We start from the raw sequence: 17,028 nt of genomic DNA on the forward strand, positions 1-17,028 counted from the left end.
TAAAGGGACTACTACTCGGGGGTTTCGTCGAGCGCGTGGCCCACGAGGGACAAGAGGGTCTCGATGGCCGAGATCCGGCGGCGCGCATCCATGATCATTACAGGTATGTGCGCGGGGATCGTCAACGCCTCCCGCACGTCGTCCGCCTCGAACAGCTCGCTGCCGTCGAAGTGGTTCACGGCGACGACGTACGGCAGTCCGCAGCTCTCGAAGTAGTCCAGGGCCGGGAAGCAGTCCTTGAGGCGGCGGGTGTCGGCCAGCACGACGGCGCCGATCGCGCCGCGCACCAGGTCGTCCCACATGAACCAGAACCGCTGCTGGCCCGGCGTGCCGAACAGGTAGAGCACCAGGTCGTCGTCGAGCGTGATGCGGCCGAAGTCCATGGCCACGGTGGTGGTGAGCTTGCCCGGGGTGGCGGTGAGGTCGTCGGTCTCCTCGCTCGCCTCGGTCATCAGCGCCTCGGTCTGCAGGGGCGTGATCTCCGAGACGGCGGTGACCAGCGTGGTCTTGCCGACACCGAAACCACCCGCCACCACGATCTTCGTGGCGACGGGCGCGCGGGTGGCGTCCGTCTGCCAGGGCTGCATGGGCTCGTCGGGGTCGACGAGCGGGGAGACGCCGTAGGCGGCGGCGTCAGAGACGACGGAGTCCACTGAGCACCCTTTCGAGCAGAGCGCGGTCCGGGCGGCCCGTGCCGTGGCCGGTTCCGGTGCCGTACACACGGATCTTTCCCTGGTCCGCCAGGTCGCTGAGGAGCACGCGGACCACGCCGAGCGGCATCTTCAGCAGCGCGGCGATCTCGGCCACCGTACGCATACGGCGGCACAATTCGACGATGGCCCGCATCTCCGGCATCACGCGGGAGGTGAGGCTGCCGTTCGTCAGTTCCTTGCGCTCCTCGGCGGCTTCCAGCGCGGCGGTGCCGGCCGTGGCGCCGACGAACGTCTCGACGAGCAGGACGTGGCCGAAGCGGGTGCGGCCACCGGTGAGCGAGTAGGGGCGTACGCGGGCGGGCTTGCGGTCGGCTCCGCGTACGGGGAGGTTCTTCGGGGACTTCCTGGGGCTGCTGCTCATCGGGTACTCCCCGTCGAGGTCGACTCGGTCTCCAGGGATTTCCGCAGCTCGCTGCGGAGTTCGGGGGTCAGGACATGGCCGGCGCGGCCGACGAAGAGCGCCATGTGGTACGCGATGACGCTCATGTCGGCGTCCGCGGAGCCGTGCACGCCGAGCAGCGAGCCGTCGCTGATCGACATCACGAACAGGCTGCCCTCGTCCATGGCGACCATCGTGTGCTTCACGTTGCCGAAGTCCATCAGCCGGGCGGCGCCGATGGTGAGGCTGCCGACGCCGGAGACGACGGTGGCGAGGTCGGCGGCGGAACCGCGCGGGCCGGTACGGCGCACGGCCGCCTGGGCCTCGCGGGCCGCGTCGTTCCTGTCCTGGTCGGAGGAGAGGAGCAGCAGGCCGTCGGAGGAGACCACCGCGACCGAGAGGATGCCGGGCACCTCCTCGACCAGGTTGGTCAGCAGCCAGTGCAGATTGCGGGCTTCACTGCTGAGTCCGAAGGTACTGGGCGCGGTCAACTACTTGCCTCCTCGACAGTGCCCCCCGTGGCTTCTTCGGTTGTCCCTGCTGCGCCGGCCGGCGTCTCGTCCCGACCGGTCCGGTCGGCGATCTCCGCCTCGACGTCGCGGCGACCGGCCTCCGCCCCCCGGCGGAATCCACCCAGGCGGCGGCGGAGCGCGTCGGCGTCGACGGAACCCGCCGTGCGCGGCCGTGGGGCCGCCGCGGGTGTGCTGAGTTTCGGGGTCCGCTTGGGCAGGCCCTTTTCGGTGACGGGCTCGGTGGTCTCGGCCGGCCCGGTGGTCCCGGCGCCCTCGGCCCGCGCGGTGCCCTCGTCCGGGGTGCGGTCGTGGGTGTCGGGGCCGATGGCGTAGGGGTCGGCGGAGCGCTGTCCGGGGAGTTCGGGCGCGGTGGGCTCCTGCGGGGCCGGCTCCGGCGTGGACTCGTCCGGTGCCGGGGTCTGGGCCGGCAGCAGGAGGGCCATCGTGCTGTCGTCGGGGAGGTCGCGGCCAGGGAGGGACGATTCGGTGCCGTCCGTCTCCGGGGCGGACTCCGGGTCCCGGTCCGAGTCCGAGTCGGAGTCGGAGTCGGAGTCGGAGTCCAGGCCGTCTTCCCGTGCCTGCTCCGTCTCTGGAGCCGGGACCGATGCCGGTGCCGGTGCCTGTGCCGGGACCGGTGCTGGACCCGCTTCCGCCTCCGAGCTCTCCGCCGCGTCGGCCCCCGCCTCGTCGGCCTCCGCGCGCCGTACGGCCTGTTCCGCGGAGGCGACCAGCGGGTCGACGCCCTCTCGCGTGCGCTTCTCCGCGCGGCCGTGCAGGACGTTGGAGTTGGCCTCCGCGTCGGCGCCCGGCAGGGAGAAGGAGCCCGTGCCCTCGGTCATCGGCACGGTCGGGGCGAGCGCGGCCGGCGGTGCCGCCGCGAGCAAGGTGCCCGGCAGTACCAGGACGGCCGCGACACCGCCCTGCTTCTGCTCGCGCAGCCGCACGCGCGCCCCGTGCCGGTGGGCGAGCCGGGCCACGACGTACAGGCCGAGCCCGAGACCGTCCTCGCCCTCCTGGTCGTAGGGCGCCTCCGGGTCGAAGTCGGTGAGGCGGGCGTTGAGCCGCTGGAGCCGCTCGGTGGCCATGCCGATGCCCTCGTCCTGGACGGAGAGCATCACCTCACCGTTCTCGAGCAGCCAGCCGGAGACCTCGACGGGCAGGTCCGGCGGCGAGAAGGAGGTGGCGTTCTCCATCAGCTCCGCGAGCAGGTGGGAGAGGTCGTCGGCGGCGAACCCGGCCACGTGCGCGTGCGGCGGCAGCGCGGCGATGCGAACGCGCTCGTACCGCTCGATCTCACTGACCGCGGCCCGGACCACGTCGACCAGCGGCACCGGTCCCGCGCTGTGCTGGACGTGCTCGGTGCCGGCGAGGACGAGGAGGTTCTCGCTGTGCCGGCGCATGACCGTGGCGAAGTGGTCGAGCTTGAAGAGAGTGGAGAGGCGGTCCGGGTCCTGCTCGCGCTCCTCCAGGCTCTCGATGACCGCGAGTTGCCGCTCGACCAGGCCGAGGGTGCGCAGCGCGAGGTTGACGAAGGTGGAGCCGATGCTCTTGCGCACGACCTCCAGCTGGGCGGCGGACTCGGCGAGTTCGGCGCGCAGTCCCTCGCGGGCGTCGGCCATCTTCTGCCGCTGGCCGACGAGGTGCTTGCGGTCGGCCTCCAGCGTGTTGACACGGTCGGCGAGCGTGGCGGCGTGCGTGTGCAGGGCGTTGACCGAGCGGACGACCTGGGCGAACTCGTCGTTGCGGCCGGTGAAGGCGACGGGCTCTTCGGCCGTCGGGTCCTCCGCGCCGGCCAGCCGGGCCGAGCCGCGGCGCAGCACCGAGAGCGGGCGGGTGAGGGTACGGGCCATGGCGGTGGCGACGCCGACGGCCAGCAGGATCAGGGCGCCGAGGGCGGCGATCCGGATCTCCAGCGCGGTGACGTCGTCGTCGCGCAGCTCCTCCAGGGCCGTGGTGCGCTTCTCGTAGAGGGCGGACTCGGCGCCCCGCATGGCGTCGACGCGGGCGGAGAGCGCGGCGTCCAGCCTCTTGGTGCTGGTGCCGAGGTCGTCGTCGGAGAGCGTCGGCTCGTCCGTGAGACCGGCGAGGTACTTGTCGGCGGAGTTGACCTCGGGGCCGGCGACGGTGGCGTCGAAGCTGCCGCGCGCCTCCTTGGGCGCGCCCTCGCGGAAGTCGGCGAGGGCGGCGTCCGAGCGCACCCGGGCCTGCTGGGCGGCGGCGGCGAGTTCGTCGCGCTGCTTGGCGTCGGCGTCCGAGGACGTGGTCGTCTCGGTCGGCAGGCCCGTGATCGGGTCGATGACGGTCTGGGTGCTGCTCGGCACGTTCAGGGCCGCGAGCAGCAGGCCCCGGGTGGCGGCGGCCTGCTGGACGGCGGTGTCCAGTTCGGCCAGGGCGTACGCGCCGGCGCCCGCGCGGGGCGGCATCTGCTCGGCCAGTTCCTCGGCGAGGGCGTGGAGTTCGCTGATCGCCTCCGAGTACGCCTCGTGCGCCTGGAGAGCGGTGCTCTTGCCGGTGAGCGCCGCACGGCGCAGTGCCGCGACGGCGTCGAGGTCCTCGCGCAGGGAGGCCGGCGTGTCGGTGTCGGCGCGCAGTTCCTCCACCTGTCGGTCGACACGGGCGCTGCGCTGCTCGGAGGGCGCCTTGGACTTGGGGCGGCCGGCGGCGATGTAAGGGGTGACCTCGTCCCGCTCGTCGGCGAGGGAGTGGGCGAGGGTCAGCGCGCCCTGGGTCTGCTCGGCGAGCGTCACCAGTTCCTGGGCGTCGTGCAGTTGCCCGGAGGCGGCCACGACCGACGGAGCTCCGGCCCCGGCGATGGCGGCGGCCACGACCGCCACGGCGGCGATGAGGCGGTTGCGTACGTGGGTCGGACGGCCCTTGCCGACGGGGGCCTGGGGCGGCGCCGGGGTGGAGGTGCCGGGGGTGCGCTCCGCGCTCCCCACGGGGGCCGTCTGCTTGCCCGCCTGCTTGCCTGTGCGACGAGGCCGCGTCTTCTGCACCGGTGCTCGCATTCCTGACTCGTGTACCCGTGGGCCCGGGTGGCGCTCCGTCAACTGGCCGGTCGGCGCGTGCACCCTCCGCCACGCTCTGGGCTGCTCCTCGGCCGCCGACTGCGCATCGGACGGGGAGACCGCGTGAGCAGGGCAGGCACCCCACCGGATCCCGACCCTCCCAGTGCCAGTGGGCGGTGGGCGTGCATCATCCGACCCGCCACCCGAAGGAGTGAACCCCGGACGGGAGTTGGGGAGCAAGTTCCCCCGGCTCGTGCGACGCGCCTGCGCGGCGCGCCGGTTGGACGTCTGCGACGGGCGGTGGCACTATGTGCCGCCACGCCTCGCCGGAGTGCCGAATTCCACCCCAAATCCGGCGTCTGACCTGCGCCCCTGCGTCGATCCCGGGAAGTTGCCAGCCTTTTGCGGATGGCGTGAAGAGGTCGTGCAGACTGGCCGGATGCGCACGGAACTCGTCTCGGAACCCGGCCTCACCGACCACCCCAACGAGGACTTCGCGAGCGTCGGACTACCGGCCTCGGGACAGGGTGGTTCACTCGTCGTACTGGACGGCGTGACACCGCCGCGGAGCGCGACGGGGTGTCGGCATTCCGTGCCCTGGTTCACCGCGCGCCTCGGTGGCGCGCTGACCGAACTGACCGTTTCACTGCCGGATATCCCCCTCACCGAAGCCCTGTCCCGCGCCATCGCTCGCACCTCGGCGGCACACGCGGAAACCTGTGACCTTTCTCACCCGCGGACCCCACAGGCAACCGTGGTCCTGGCCCGCTGGTCCCCCGCCGCCGTCGAGTACCTGGTCCTGTCGGACTCGGCCCTGCTGGTGGAGGCCCCCGACGGCACGGTCACGGCGGTCCTGGACGACCGGCTGGACCGGCTGCCCCGCTCGGCCCTGGCCACGGACGCACTGGTCGACGCCAACCTCCGCAACAAGGAGGGCGGCTTCTTCACGGCCGCGGCCGACCCGGCGGTGGCGGCACGGGCGGTGACGGGCGTGCTGCCGCGCGGCGAGGTGCGGACGCTGGCGGCGCTGACGGACGGGGCGGCGCGGTGGGTGGAGAAGTTCCGGGAGGGCGACTGGACGGACTGCCTCGCGCTGGTGCGGAAGCAGGGCGCGCAGGCGCTGGTGGACCGGGTGCGGGAGTTGGAGCGGGCGGACGCGGCAGGGGCTCGGGCCTTCCTGGGGCGCGCCAAGGCGCACGACGACGCGACGGTGGTGTACGCGGAGCTCTGAACGCCGGTGCGCATGGAGCCCTGAAAGCCGGTGCGCATGAAACCCGGACACCGGTGCGCGGGGCGCCCTGACACCGGTGCAGCGGAGTTCTGAACGCCGTAAGCCGCGGCCCTACTTCTCCATCCCCCGGTTCAGTTGCTGCAGCAGCCGGGCCAGTTCCGTGACCTCGCGCGGGTCCCAGTCGGCGAGCCGGCCGGCGTACCGTGCGCGGCGCGCCTCCCGCACCCGACTGACGCGCGTCTGGCCCTCCGGGGTCAGGGTGACCAGCCAGGCGCGGCCGTCGGCGGGGTCGGGTTCGCGGGCGATGAGGCCGAGCTCCTCCAGGGCGCGCAGCTGGCGGGACATCGTCGCCTTGCCGACGCCGATGTACGCGGCGAGCTCCGTGGCCCGCTGCCCGCCGCACTCGCCGAGCCGTACGAGAAGGCCGTACGCCGACGACTCCAGGTCGGGGTGGACCTCGCGGGCCATCTCGCCCTGGTTGGCCCGCGCCCGTCGGAGCAGGACCGTCAACTCCCGCTCCAGCGCCAGGAACTCCGGTTGGTTCACACCACTGCCGGACGCGTCGAATCCGACTCCGCGACCGCCGCCGTTCCCGCCTTCGTGCACGTCAGCCCCTGCCTCGTTCTTCCCGGTTTTCCCGGTCCTGAAAGTTTCCGCCACGGGCCGTCATCACCGCAGCTCGGCAAGTATTTCGCAGGCTTAGACCAACGGCAGCTTCCGGCCCCTCTTCCCACCCCCCGTTCTACGTGCGTAGCGTCTTCACCGGACCCGCGAATGGCATGCCCACGCCACCCACGGATCCTCCCCACTCGCGCATCCCCCACCGAGCACCACCGAGCCATCGGAGGCACGTCATGCTCGTGCACAGATCCGGATCGGCCCGCAAGCGGCGCTTCGCCGTCACCGGGATCCTGCTCGCCGCGTTCTCCCTGGTAGCCACCCTCCCCGCCCACGCGTCGTCGGCCGCCGACATCCCACCGCGCGGCTCCGCCCACATGGGTATGGGCGTCGTCGAGCACGACGGGCGACACGGCACCCCCGTCCCGGGCGACGCCACCCAGACGGAGGGCGTCGACGTCTCCAGCCACCAGGGCAACGTCGCCTGGTCGACCCTGTGGAACAGCGGGGTCAAGTGGGCCTACGTCAAGGCCACCGAGGGGACGTACTACACCAACCCCTACTTCGCCCAGCAGTACAACGGCTCGTACAACGTCGGCATGATCCGCGGCGCCTATCACTTCGCCACCCCGGACACGACGAGCGGCGCCGCCCAGGCCAACTACTTCGTCGACCACGGCGGCGGCTGGTCCCGAGACGGCAGGACGCTGCCGGGCGCGCTGGACATCGAGTGGAACCCGTACGGGGCGACCTGCTACGGCAAGACGCAGAGCCAGATGGTCTCCTGGGTCCGCGACTTCCTGAACACCTACAAGGCGCGCACCGGCCGCGACGCCGTGATCTACACGGCCACCAGCTGGTGGACCCAGTGCACCGGCAACTACGGCGGCTTCGCGGCGAACAACCCGCTGTGGATCGCCCGGTACGCCTCGACGGTGGGCACGCTGCCGGCGGGCTGGGGCTTCTACACGATGTGGCAGTACACCTCGTCCGGGCCGACGGTCGGGGACCACAACAAGTTCAACGGCGCGCTGGACCGCGTCCGGGCGCTCGCGAACGGCTGACGGTCGCTCTCCACGGGGTGAAGGCCCGGGCCTCCCTCACGGGACCCGGGCCTTCACCTCATCCGGTCACGTCCCGTCACGCCGCGACCGGAACCCCCGACCCCACACCGCTCGTCGCCGGTGCGAGCGCCAGTTCCAGGACCTGGCGGACGTCGGTGACGGCGTGGACGTCGAGCTTGTCCAGTACCTCCGCCGGTACGTCGTCCAGGTCGGCCTCGTTGCGCTTGGGGATGATCACCGTGGTGACGCCCGCCCGGTGCGCCGCGAGCAGCTTCTGCTTGACCCCGCCGATCGGCAGCACGCGGCCGGTCAGCGAGACCTCGCCGGTCATCGCCACGTCCGTGCGGACCAGCCGCCCGGAGAGCAGGGAGGCCAGCGCCGTGGTCATCGTGATGCCGGCGCTCGGGCCGTCCTTGGGGACCGCGCCCGCCGGGAAGTGGATGTGCACGCCCCGGTCCTTCAGGTCGGCCACCGGCAGCTCCAGCTCGGCGCCGCGGCTGCGCAGGAAGCTCAGCGCGATCTGCGCCGACTCCTTCATCACGTCGCCCAGCTGACCGGTCAGGGTCAGTCCCGCCGCGCCCGTCTCCGGGTCGGCCAGCGACGCCTCGACGTACAGGACGTCGCCGCCCGCGCCGGTGACCGCGAGACCCGTGGCCACGCCCGGCACCGAGGTGCGCCGCTCGGCCGGGTCCTGGGCGGACTCGGGCACGTGGTGCGGCCGGCCGATCAGGGCGCGCAGGTCGCCGTCGGTGACGGTGAAGGGCAGCTTCCGTTCGCCCAGTTCGTGCTGGGCCGCCACCTTGCGCAGCAGCCGGGCGATCGACCGCTCCAGGGTGCGCACGCCCGCCTCGCGGGTGTACTCGCCGGCCAGCTTGCGCAGCGCGCCCTCGTCGACCGTGACCTCGTCCTCGCCGAGTCCGGCCCGCTCCAGCTGGCGCGGGAGCAGGTGGTCACGGGCGATGACGATCTTCTCGTCCTCGGTGTAGCCGTCGAGGCGGACCAGCTCCATGCGGTCGAGCAGGGCCTCCGGGATGGCTTCCAGGACGTTGGCCGTCGCGAGGAACACGACGTCGGACAGGTCGAGCTCGACCTCCAGGTAGTGGTCCCGGAAGGTGTGGTTCTGCGCCGGGTCGAGGACTTCGAGCAGGGCCGCGGCGGGGTCGCCGCGGAAGTCGGATCCGACCTTGTCGATCTCGTCGAGGAGGACGACCGGGTTCATGGAACCGGCCTCCTTGACGGCGCGCACGATCCGGCCGGGCAGCGCGCCGACGTACGTACGCCGGTGGCCGCGGATCTCGGCCTCGTCGCGGACGCCGCCGAGGGCGACGCGGACGAACTTCCGGCCCATCGCGTGGGCGACGGACTCGCCGAGGCTGGTCTTGCCGACGCCGGGCGGGCCCACCAGGGCCAGTACGGCACCGCCGCGCCGGCCGCCGACGACGCCGAGGCCCCGGTCGCCGCGACGCTTGCGCACCGCCAGGTACTCGGTGATCCGCTCCTTGACGTCCTCCAGGCCCGCGTGTTCGTCGTCGAGGACGGCCCGGGCGCCCTGGATGTCGTAGGCGTCCTCGGTGCGGACGTTCCACGGCAGTTCGAGGACGGTGTCGAGCCAGGTGCGGATCCAGGAGCCCTCGGGCGACTGGTCGGAGGACCGCTCCAGCTTGTCGACCTCCTTGAGGGCGGCCTCGCGGACCTTCTCGGGCAGGTCGGCGGCCTCGACGCGGGCGCGGTAGTCGTCGGACTCCTCACCCTCCTGTTCGCCGTTCAGCTCGCGCAGCTCCTTGCGCACCGCTTCGAGCTGGCGGCGCAGCAGGAACTCCCGCTGCTGCTTGTCGACGCCCTCCTGGACGTCCTTGGCGATGGTCTCGGCGACGTCCTGCTCGGCGAGGTGGTCGCGCAGCTGCTGGGTAGCGAGCTTGAGGCGGGCGACCGCGTCGGCGGTCTCCAGCAGCTCGACCTTCTGCTCGGTGGTGAGGAAGGGCGAGTAGCCGGAGTTGTCGGCGAGCGCGGAGACGTCGTCGATGGCCTGGACGCGGTCGACGACCTGCCAGGCGCCGCGCTTGCGCAGCCAGGCGGTGGCCAGCGCCTTGTACTCCTTCACCAGCTCGGCCACCTGGCCGGGCAGCGGCTCGGGCACCGTGTCGTCGACGCGCGTGCCCTCGACCCACAGTGCGGCGCCGGGGCCGGTGGTGCCGGCGCCGATCCTCACGCGGCCGACGCCTCGGAGCAGGGCGCCCGGGTCGCCGTCGGCCAGCCTGCCGACCTGCTCGACCGTGCCCAGGACGCCGGTCCTGGCGTAGGTGCCGTCGACGCGCGGGACGAGGAGGACCCGGGGCTTGCCGGGCTCGGACCTGGCGGCGGCCTGGGCGGCCTCCACGGCGGCGCGCACCTCGGCGTCGCTCAGGTCCAGGGGGACGACCATGCCGGGCAGGACCACTTCGTCGTCGAGCGGCAGCACGGGCAGGGTGAGCGGTGTGAAGGCTTCGGACTCAGCAGCCATGATCTCCCCTTCGGCAGTCAAGTTGAGTTACATCGACTCAATGAAAGGGAGTCCCCGATTGTTCCCCCAGCGTGTTCGCTCTGAGCGATCAAGGGGCTGGAGTGCCGCGGCCACGAAGGCCCTGGGTGCCACTGCCACCTATGCGGGAGCACGGCAGGACGCTCCGGCATTCCCTGCCAGGATGGGCCGATGCCCACCACTTCGCACGACTCCTACGACATCCCCGAAGTGCTGGACCGTCGCGAGGGCCCGCACGGTGAGGTCGTCCTGCGGCGGCACGGGGCGCTGCTGCAGATCATCGCGAACGGCTGCTTCCTGATGGACACCTCCGACGGGCGTTCGGAGCGGCGGCTGGTCGACGCGGCGGCCGACGCGCTCACCGCCTCCGGCGGGCGGAGTGCACCCCACCTCCTCATCGGGGGGCTCGGCGTCGGTTTCTCGCTCGCGCACGCGGCCGCCGACCCCCGCTGGGGCCGGATCGCGGTCGTCGAGCGCGAGCGCGCCGTCATCGACTGGCACCGGGACGGACCGCTGGCCGCACTGTCCGACGGAGCGCTGGCCGATCCGCGCACGAAGATCGTGGAAGCGGATCTCCTGGAATACGTCAATGAGACATCCGACACGTACGACGCGCTCTGCCTCGACATCGACAACGGCCCCGGCTGGACCGTAACCGAGGGCAACGACGGGCTGTACTCACCGGCCGGACTGACGCGCTGCGCACGGCTGTTGAGGCCCTGCGGGGTGCTTGCCGTATGGTCTGCGCAGCCCTCTCCGGAATTCGAAGAAACCTTGCGTAATGCCGGGTTCCAGCAGGTGCGTACCGAAGAGATCCCCGTTGCCCGGGGCGTTCCGGACGTCATCCACCTCGGCGTCGGGCCTGGATAGCAAAGCCGCGGTGACTCCCCGTACGCTGCTGCTCTGACGCGGATCATTCAAGCGTCAAGCGCAGTCATGGGATCACCCCACGGATTCCGGAAAGCACACCTCAGGGGCGGGCGATGGAGCAGACACAGACCTCCCACAACGGCACGGCGACGGCGACTCCGGGCGCGCAGCGCCGGGTGCTGGTGGTCGAGGACGACCAGACGATCGTGGACGCCATCGCGACCCGCCTGCGCGCCGAGGGGTTCCTGGTGCAGACGGCGGGCGACGGTCCGTCCGCCGTCGACACGGCCGAGGCATGGCAGCCGGACCTGCTGATCCTCGACATCATGCTGCCGGGCTTCGACGGCTTGGAGGTCTGCCGACGCGTGCAGGCCCAGCGGCCGGTGCCGGTGATGATGCTCACCGCGCGCGACGACGAGACGGACATGCTGGTCGGGCTCGGCGTGGGCGCCGACGACTACATGACCAAGCCGTTCTCCATGCGCGAGCTGGCGGCGCGCGTGCACGTACTGCTGCGCCGGGTGGAGCGGGCCGTGGTGGCCGCCTCGACGCCGCGCAGCGGCATCCTGCGCCTCGGCGAACTGGAGATCGACCACGCGCAGCGCCGGGTGCGGGTGCGCAGCGAGGACGTGCACCTCACCCCCACCGAGTTCGACCTGCTGGTCTGCCTGGCGAACACCCCGCGCGCGGTGCTCTCCCGTGAGCAGCTGCTGGCCGAGGTGTGGGACTGGGCGGACGCCTCCGGCACCCGGACCGTGGACAGCCACATCAAGGCGCTGCGCCGCAAGATCGGGGCCGAGCGCATCCGCACGGTGCACGGCGTGGGCTACGCGCTGGAGACCCCGACGCCATGAGCCGAGGGCGGGAGGCCGCACGGAGGAGCCCCGGCCCCCGGAGTACCGGGGAACCCTGGGGCGGCGTACGCCCGTTCTCGATCAAGACCAAGCTGGGCGCGCTGGTCGTCACGTCGGTACTGATCACCACCGGTCTCTCGGTGATAGCGGTGCACACCAAGACGGAGCTGCGCTTCATCACGGTCTTCTCGATGATCGCCACGCTGCTGATCACGCAGTTCGTGGCGCACTCGCTGACCGCCCCGCTGGACGAGATGAACGCGGTGGCCCGGTCCATCTCGCACGGCGACTACACGCGCCGGGTGCGCGAGAACCGCCGCGACGAGCTGGGCGACCTGGCCGTCACCATCAACCGCATGGCGGACGATCTGGAGGCCCAGGACCTCCAGCGCAAGGAGTTGGTGGCGAACGTCTCGCACGAGCTGCGCACCCCGATCGCGGGCCTGCGCGCGGTGCTGGAGAACATCGTCGACGGCGTCACCGAGGCCGACCCGGAGACCATGCGCACGGCGCTCGGGCAGACGGAGCGGCTCGGCCGGCTGGTGGAGACGCTCCTTGACCTCTCCCGCCTGGACAACGGCGTCATACCGCTGCGCAAGCGGCGCTTCGAGGTGTGGCCGTACCTGTCCGGCGTGCTCAAGGAGGCCAACATGGTCGCTTCGGCACGGGCGGGACTCGCGTCCGGCTCCGGCAGCCACACCCGTACCGACGTGCATCTGGCCCTCGACGTCTTCCCGCCGGAGCTGACCGCGCACGCCGACCCCGAGCGCATCCACCAGGTCGTCGCCAACCTCATCGACAACGCGGTCAAGCACAGCCCGCCGCACGGCCGGGTGACGGTCAGGGCGCGGCGCGGGGAGCTGCCGGAGTCGCTGGAGCTGGAGGTTCTCGACGAGGGCCCCGGCATTCCGCGCTCGGAGTGGCGCCGGGTGTTCGAGCGGTTCAACCGGGGTTCGGTGTCCCGGCCGCACGGTCCGGGCAGCGACGGCGGCACCGGGCTCGGCCTGGCGATCGCGCGCTGGGCGGTGGATCTGCACGGCGGCCGGATCGGCGTGGCCGAATCCGAGCGGGGCTGCCGAATCCTCATCACTCTTCCGGGCCTGCCGTCGACGTCGAGTTGACGTAGGGTTCGAAGCGGAGCGTCAAGATCCACTGACGTCCGCGCTGGCGGACACGTGTGATCAGGCACAGACCCGCGTTTTCTCGGCGCCGGGTCCCGGTCTCCCCTTCCCACGCGCAGCAGAACCTCGCTTGTTTCCCGCCATTTCCAGCGCCGAAACACGGTCTGCGATGTGACTTACGCGACGATGAACGGGCCCGGTCTGACCTTCCGGGTCCGGGAGGCGTAGCCTTGATTCCCGCTGTCCACCATCTTGTGAAGAAGCGGAAGAGGGCGGTTCTCGCCGTGTCGCCACAGTCCCCCAGTAACTCGAGCATCTCGACCGACGCCGACCAAGCCGGCAACGCGGGAAAGAACCCCGCAGCCGCGTTCGGTGCCAATGAGTGGCTCGTCGACGAGATCTATCAGCAGTACCTCCAGGATCCGAATTCCGTGGACCGAGCCTGGTGGGACTTCTTCGCCGACTACAAGCCAGGAGCGGCCGCGGCCCAGTCCGCCTCCGGTGCCGCGAGCACGGACTCCGGCAGCGCGCCCCAGGCCGCCCCCGCGCCACAGGCGCAGCAGCAGCCGCAGGCTCCCGCCCCGGCCCAGGCCCAGTCGGCTCCCCAGCAGGCCGCCGCACCCGCGAAGCCGGCCGCGCAGCCCGCCGCTGCCGCCCCGGCGGCTCCCGCCGCTCCGGCCGCGAAGCCGGCTCCGGCCAAGCCCGCCGCCAAGCCGCAGGCGAAGGCCGCCGCGCCCGCCAAGGACGCCACCGCCACCGAAGGGCCCGCGGGCCCCGAGATGGTGACGCTGCGCGGCCCCGCCGCCGCGGTCGCGAAGAACATGAACGCCTCGCTGGAGCTGCCCACGGCCACGTCCGTGCGCGCGGTCCCGGTGAAGCTGCTGTTCGACAACCGCATCGTCATCAACAACCACCTCAAGCGCGCCCGGGGCGGGAAGATCTCCTTCACGCACCTGATCGGCTACGCGATGGTGCAGGCCATCAAGGCCATGCCGACGATGAACCACTCGTTCGGCGAGAAGGACGGCAAGCCGACGCTCATCAAGCCGGCGCACGTCAACCTCGGCCTCGCCATCGACCTGGTCAAGCCCAACGGCGACCGCCAGCTGGTCGTCGCGGCGATCAAGAAGGCCGAGACGCTGAACTTCTTCGAGTTCTGGCAGGCCTACGAGGACATCGTCCGCCGCGCCCGCGACGGCAAGCTGACGATGGACGACTTCTCCGGCGTCACGGTCTCCCTGACCAACCCCGGCGGCCTCGGCACCGTCCACTCGGTGCCGCGCCTGATGCCCGGCCAGGCCGTCATCATGGGCGTCGGCTCGATGGACTACCCGGCGGAGTTCCAGGGCACCAGCCAGGACACCCTGAACAAGCTCGGCATCTCGAAGGTCATGACGCTCACGTCGACCTACGACCACCGGGTCATCCAGGGCGCCGCCTCCGGCGAGTTCCTGCGCCAGGTCGCCAACCTGCTCCTCGGCGAGAACGGCTTCTACGACGAGATCTTCGAGGCGCTGCGCATCCCCTACGAGCCGGTCCGCTGGCTCAAGGACATCGACGCGTCGCACGACGACGACGTCACCAAGGCCGCCCGCGTCTTCGAGCTGATCCACTCCTACCGGGTCCGCGGCCACGTCATGGCCGACACCGACCCGCTGGAGTACCAGCAGCGCAAGCACCCCGACCTGGACATCACCGAGCACGGGCTCACCCTCTGGGACCTGGAGCGCGAGTTCGCGGTCGGCGGCTTCGCCGGCAAGTCCCTGATGAAGCTGCGCGACATCCTCGGCGTGCTGCGCGACTCGTACTGCCGCACCACCGGCGTCGAGTTCATGCACATCCAGGACCCGAAGCAGCGCAAGTGGATCCAGGACCGCATCGAGCGCTCGCACACCAAGCCGGAGCGCGAGGAGCAGCTGCGCATCCTGCGCCGGCTGAACGCCGCCGAGGCGTTCGAGACGTTCCTCCAGACCAAGTACGTCGGTCAGAAGCGCTTCTCCCTGGAGGGCGGCGAGTCCGTCATCCCGCTGCTCGACGCGGTCATCGACTCGGCGGCCGAGTCCCGCCTGGACGAGGTCGTCGTCGGCATGGCCCACCGCGGCCGGCTGAACGTGCTGGCCAACGTCGTCGGCAAGTCGTACGCGCAGATCTTCCGCGAGTTCGAGGGCAACCTCGACCCGAAGTCGATGCACGGCTCCGGTGACGTGAAGTACCACCTGGGCGCCGAGGGCACCTTCACCGGCCTGGACGGCGAGCAGATCAAGGTCTCGCTGGTGGCGAACCCCTCGCACCTGGAGGCGGTCGACCCGATCGTCGAGGGCGTCGCCCGCGCCAAGCAGGACATCATCAACAAGGGCGGCACGGACTTCACCGTCCTGCCGGTGGCGATCCACGGCGACGCGGCCTTCGCGGGCCAGGGCGTGGTGGCCGAGACCCTGAACATGTCGCAGCTGCGCGGTTACCGCACCGGCGGCACGGTCCACGTCGTCATCAACAACCAGGTCGGCTTCACCGCCGCCCCGGAGTCGTCGCGTTCCTCGATGTACGCGACGGACGTGGCCCGCATGATCGAGGCCCCGATCTTCCACGTGAACGGCGACGACCCGGAGGCCTGCGTCCGCGTGGCGCGGCTGGCCTTCGAGTTCCGCCAGGCGTTCAACAAGGACGTGGTGATCGACCTCATCTGCTACCGCCGCCGCGGTCACAACGAGACCGACAACCCGGCCTTCACCCAGCCGCTGATGTACGACCTGATCGACAAGAAGCGCTCGGTGCGCAAGCTGTACACCGAGTCCCTCATCGGTCGCGGCGACATCACCCTGGAAGAGGCCGAGCAGGCGCTGCAGGACTACCAGGGCCAGCTGGAGAAGGTCTTCACCGAGGTCCGCGAGGCCGCCTCCCAGCCGGCCGCCGCGGAGCCCTCGGACCCGCAGGCCGAGTTCCCGGTCTCCGTGAACACCGCGGTCACCGCCGAGACCGTCAAGCGGATCGCCGAGTCCCAGGTCAACATCCCCGACCACGTCACCGTGCACCCGCGGCTGCTGCCGCAGCTGCAGCGCCGGGCGGCGATGGTCGAGGACGGCACGATCGACTGGGGCATGGGCGAGACCCTCGCCGTCGGCTCACTGCTGCTGGAGAACGTCCCGGTCCGGCTGTCCGGCCAGGACTCGCAGCGCGGCACCTTCGGCCAGCGGCACGCGGTGCTCATCAACCGCGAGACCGGCGACGAGTTCACGCCGCTGCTGTACCTGTCCGAGGACCAGGCCCGGTACAACGTCTACAACTCCCTGCTCTCCGAGTACGCGGTGATGGGCTTCGAGTACGGCTACTCGCTGGCCCGCCCCGACGCGCTGGTGATGTGGGAGGCGCAGTTCGGCGACTTCGTCAACGGCGCCCAGACGGTCGTGGACGAGTTCATCTCGTCCGCCGAGCAGAAGTGGAACCAGACCTCCGGCGTCACCCTCCTGCTGCCGCACGGCTACGAAGGCCAGGGCCCGGACCACTCCTCGGCCCGCCCGGAGCGCTTCCTGCAGCTCTGCGCGCAGAACAACATGACGGTCGCGATGCCGACCCTGCCGTCGAACTACTTCCACCTCCTGCGGTGGCAGGTGCACAACCCGCACCACAAGCCGCTGGTCGTCTTCACCCCGAAGTCGATGCTGCGCCTCAAGGCCGCGGCGTCCAAGGCGGAGGAGTTCACGACGGGCCAGTTCCGCCCGGTCATCGGCGACGACTCGGTCGACGCGGCCGCGGTCAAGAAGGTCGTCTTCTGCGCCGGCAAGGTCTACTACGACCTCGACGCCGAGCGGAAGAAGCGCGGCATCACGGACACGGCCATCATCCGCATCGAGCGCCTGTACCCGCTGCCGGGTGCCGAGCTCCAGGCGGAGATCGCCAAGTACCCGAACGCCGAGAAGTACCTGTGGACCCAGGAGGAGCCGGCGAACCAGGGTTTCTGGCCGTTCATCGCGCTCAACCTGATCGACCACCTGGACCTGGCGGTCGGCGCCGACGTCCCGCACGGCGAGCGCCTGCGTCGCATCTCGCGTCCGCACGGCTCGTCCCCGGCCGTCGGTTCCGCCAAGCGGCACCAGGCCGAGCAGGAGCAGTTGGTGCGTGAGGTGTTCGAGGCGTAGCTCT

The 17,028-nt window shown here is 71.3% G+C and carries 12 protein-coding genes; 6 read left to right on the forward strand and 6 right to left on the reverse strand.

Features of this window, described 5'->3' with window-relative positions:
• Nucleotides 1–11: 11 nt before the first annotated feature.
• The 4 genes from ACFCZF_RS14405 to ACFCZF_RS14420 are packed head-to-tail and all read right to left on the reverse strand — an operon-like array spanning nucleotide 12 to nucleotide 4,612.
• Nucleotides 12–653 (reverse strand): ATP/GTP-binding protein, encoded by a 642-nt coding sequence (locus tag ACFCZF_RS14405; protein ID WP_375910781.1) that lies wholly within the window; start codon nucleotides 651–653, stop codon nucleotides 12–14.
• Nucleotides 634–1,074 carry a DUF742 domain-containing protein gene (locus ACFCZF_RS14410; protein ID WP_375910784.1) on the reverse strand — a complete coding sequence of 147 codons (441 nt, stop codon included), beginning with the start codon at nucleotides 1,072–1,074 and terminating at the stop codon, nucleotides 634–636. Before ACFCZF_RS14410 ends, ACFCZF_RS14405 begins: the two co-directional genes overlap by 20 nt.
• Entirely contained in the window at nucleotides 1,071–1,583 is a 513-nt protein-coding gene (locus ACFCZF_RS14415) for a roadblock/LC7 domain-containing protein (protein ID WP_375910787.1), read from the reverse strand. Before ACFCZF_RS14415 ends, ACFCZF_RS14410 begins: the two co-directional genes overlap by 4 nt.
• Nucleotides 1,580–4,612 carry a nitrate- and nitrite sensing domain-containing protein gene (locus tag ACFCZF_RS14420; protein WP_376671920.1) on the reverse strand — a complete coding sequence of 1,011 codons (3,033 nt, stop codon included), beginning with the start codon at nucleotides 4,610–4,612 and terminating at the stop codon, nucleotides 1,580–1,582. Before ACFCZF_RS14420 ends, ACFCZF_RS14415 begins: the two co-directional genes overlap by 4 nt.
• A gap of 439 nt (nucleotides 4,613–5,051) precedes the next feature.
• Between ACFCZF_RS14420 and ACFCZF_RS14425 the strand changes: the two genes are divergently transcribed.
• Nucleotides 5,052–5,843, forward strand: a complete 792-nt coding sequence (locus ACFCZF_RS14425) for a protein phosphatase 2C domain-containing protein (RefSeq protein ID WP_376671921.1) — start codon at nucleotides 5,052–5,054, stop codon at nucleotides 5,841–5,843.
• 111 nt (nucleotides 5,844–5,954) lie between these two features.
• On the opposite strand, the gene ACFCZF_RS14430 is transcribed toward ACFCZF_RS14425, so the two are convergent.
• Complete coding sequence (locus ACFCZF_RS14430; RefSeq protein WP_375910796.1) at nucleotides 5,955–6,449, reverse strand: MarR family winged helix-turn-helix transcriptional regulator; 495 nt, start codon at nucleotides 6,447–6,449, stop codon at nucleotides 5,955–5,957.
• Between the two features lie 248 nt (nucleotides 6,450–6,697).
• Here ACFCZF_RS14430 and ACFCZF_RS14435 point away from each other — a divergent pair, with 248 nt between their 5' ends.
• Nucleotides 6,698–7,525 carry a lysozyme gene (locus ACFCZF_RS14435; RefSeq protein WP_376671922.1) on the forward strand — a complete coding sequence of 276 codons (828 nt, stop codon included), beginning with the start codon at nucleotides 6,698–6,700 and terminating at the stop codon, nucleotides 7,523–7,525.
• Nucleotides 7,526–7,601: 76 nt separating this feature from the next.
• Here the strand turns inward: ACFCZF_RS14435 and lon are convergent, their stop codons facing one another.
• Nucleotides 7,602–10,025, reverse strand: a complete 2,424-nt coding sequence (gene lon, locus ACFCZF_RS14440; protein WP_376671923.1) for an endopeptidase La — start codon at nucleotides 10,023–10,025, stop codon at nucleotides 7,602–7,604.
• A 189-nt stretch (nucleotides 10,026–10,214) separates the two neighbouring features.
• Here lon and ACFCZF_RS14445 point away from each other — a divergent pair, with 189 nt between their 5' ends.
• The 4 genes from ACFCZF_RS14445 (at nucleotide 10,215) to ACFCZF_RS14460 (ending at nucleotide 17,024) form a co-directional block, all read left to right on the forward strand.
• Nucleotides 10,215–10,913: a spermidine synthase gene (locus ACFCZF_RS14445; protein WP_376671924.1), complete on the forward strand. Its 699-nt coding sequence runs from the start codon at nucleotides 10,215–10,217 to the stop codon at nucleotides 10,911–10,913.
• A gap of 113 nt (nucleotides 10,914–11,026) precedes the next feature.
• On the forward strand, nucleotides 11,027–11,767 hold the full coding sequence (locus tag ACFCZF_RS14450; protein WP_375910807.1) for a response regulator transcription factor: 741 nt from the start codon (nucleotides 11,027–11,029) through the stop codon (nucleotides 11,765–11,767).
• Complete coding sequence (locus ACFCZF_RS14455; RefSeq protein WP_376671925.1) at nucleotides 11,764–12,888, forward strand: sensor histidine kinase; 1,125 nt, start codon at nucleotides 11,764–11,766, stop codon at nucleotides 12,886–12,888. Before ACFCZF_RS14450 ends, ACFCZF_RS14455 begins: the two co-directional genes overlap by 4 nt.
• A gap of 284 nt (nucleotides 12,889–13,172) precedes the next feature.
• The gene (locus ACFCZF_RS14460; RefSeq protein WP_376671926.1) at nucleotides 13,173–17,024 is read left to right on the forward strand and encodes a multifunctional oxoglutarate decarboxylase/oxoglutarate dehydrogenase thiamine pyrophosphate-binding subunit/dihydrolipoyllysine-residue succinyltransferase subunit; all 3,852 of its coding nucleotides are present in this window, start codon (nucleotides 13,173–13,175) and stop codon (nucleotides 17,022–17,024) included.
• The last annotated feature ends 4 nt before the right edge of the window (nucleotides 17,025–17,028 follow it).

The organism is Streptomyces sp. NPDC056296, assembly GCF_042268605.1.
Taxonomy (GTDB): domain Bacteria; phylum Actinomycetota; class Actinomycetes; order Streptomycetales; family Streptomycetaceae; genus Streptomyces.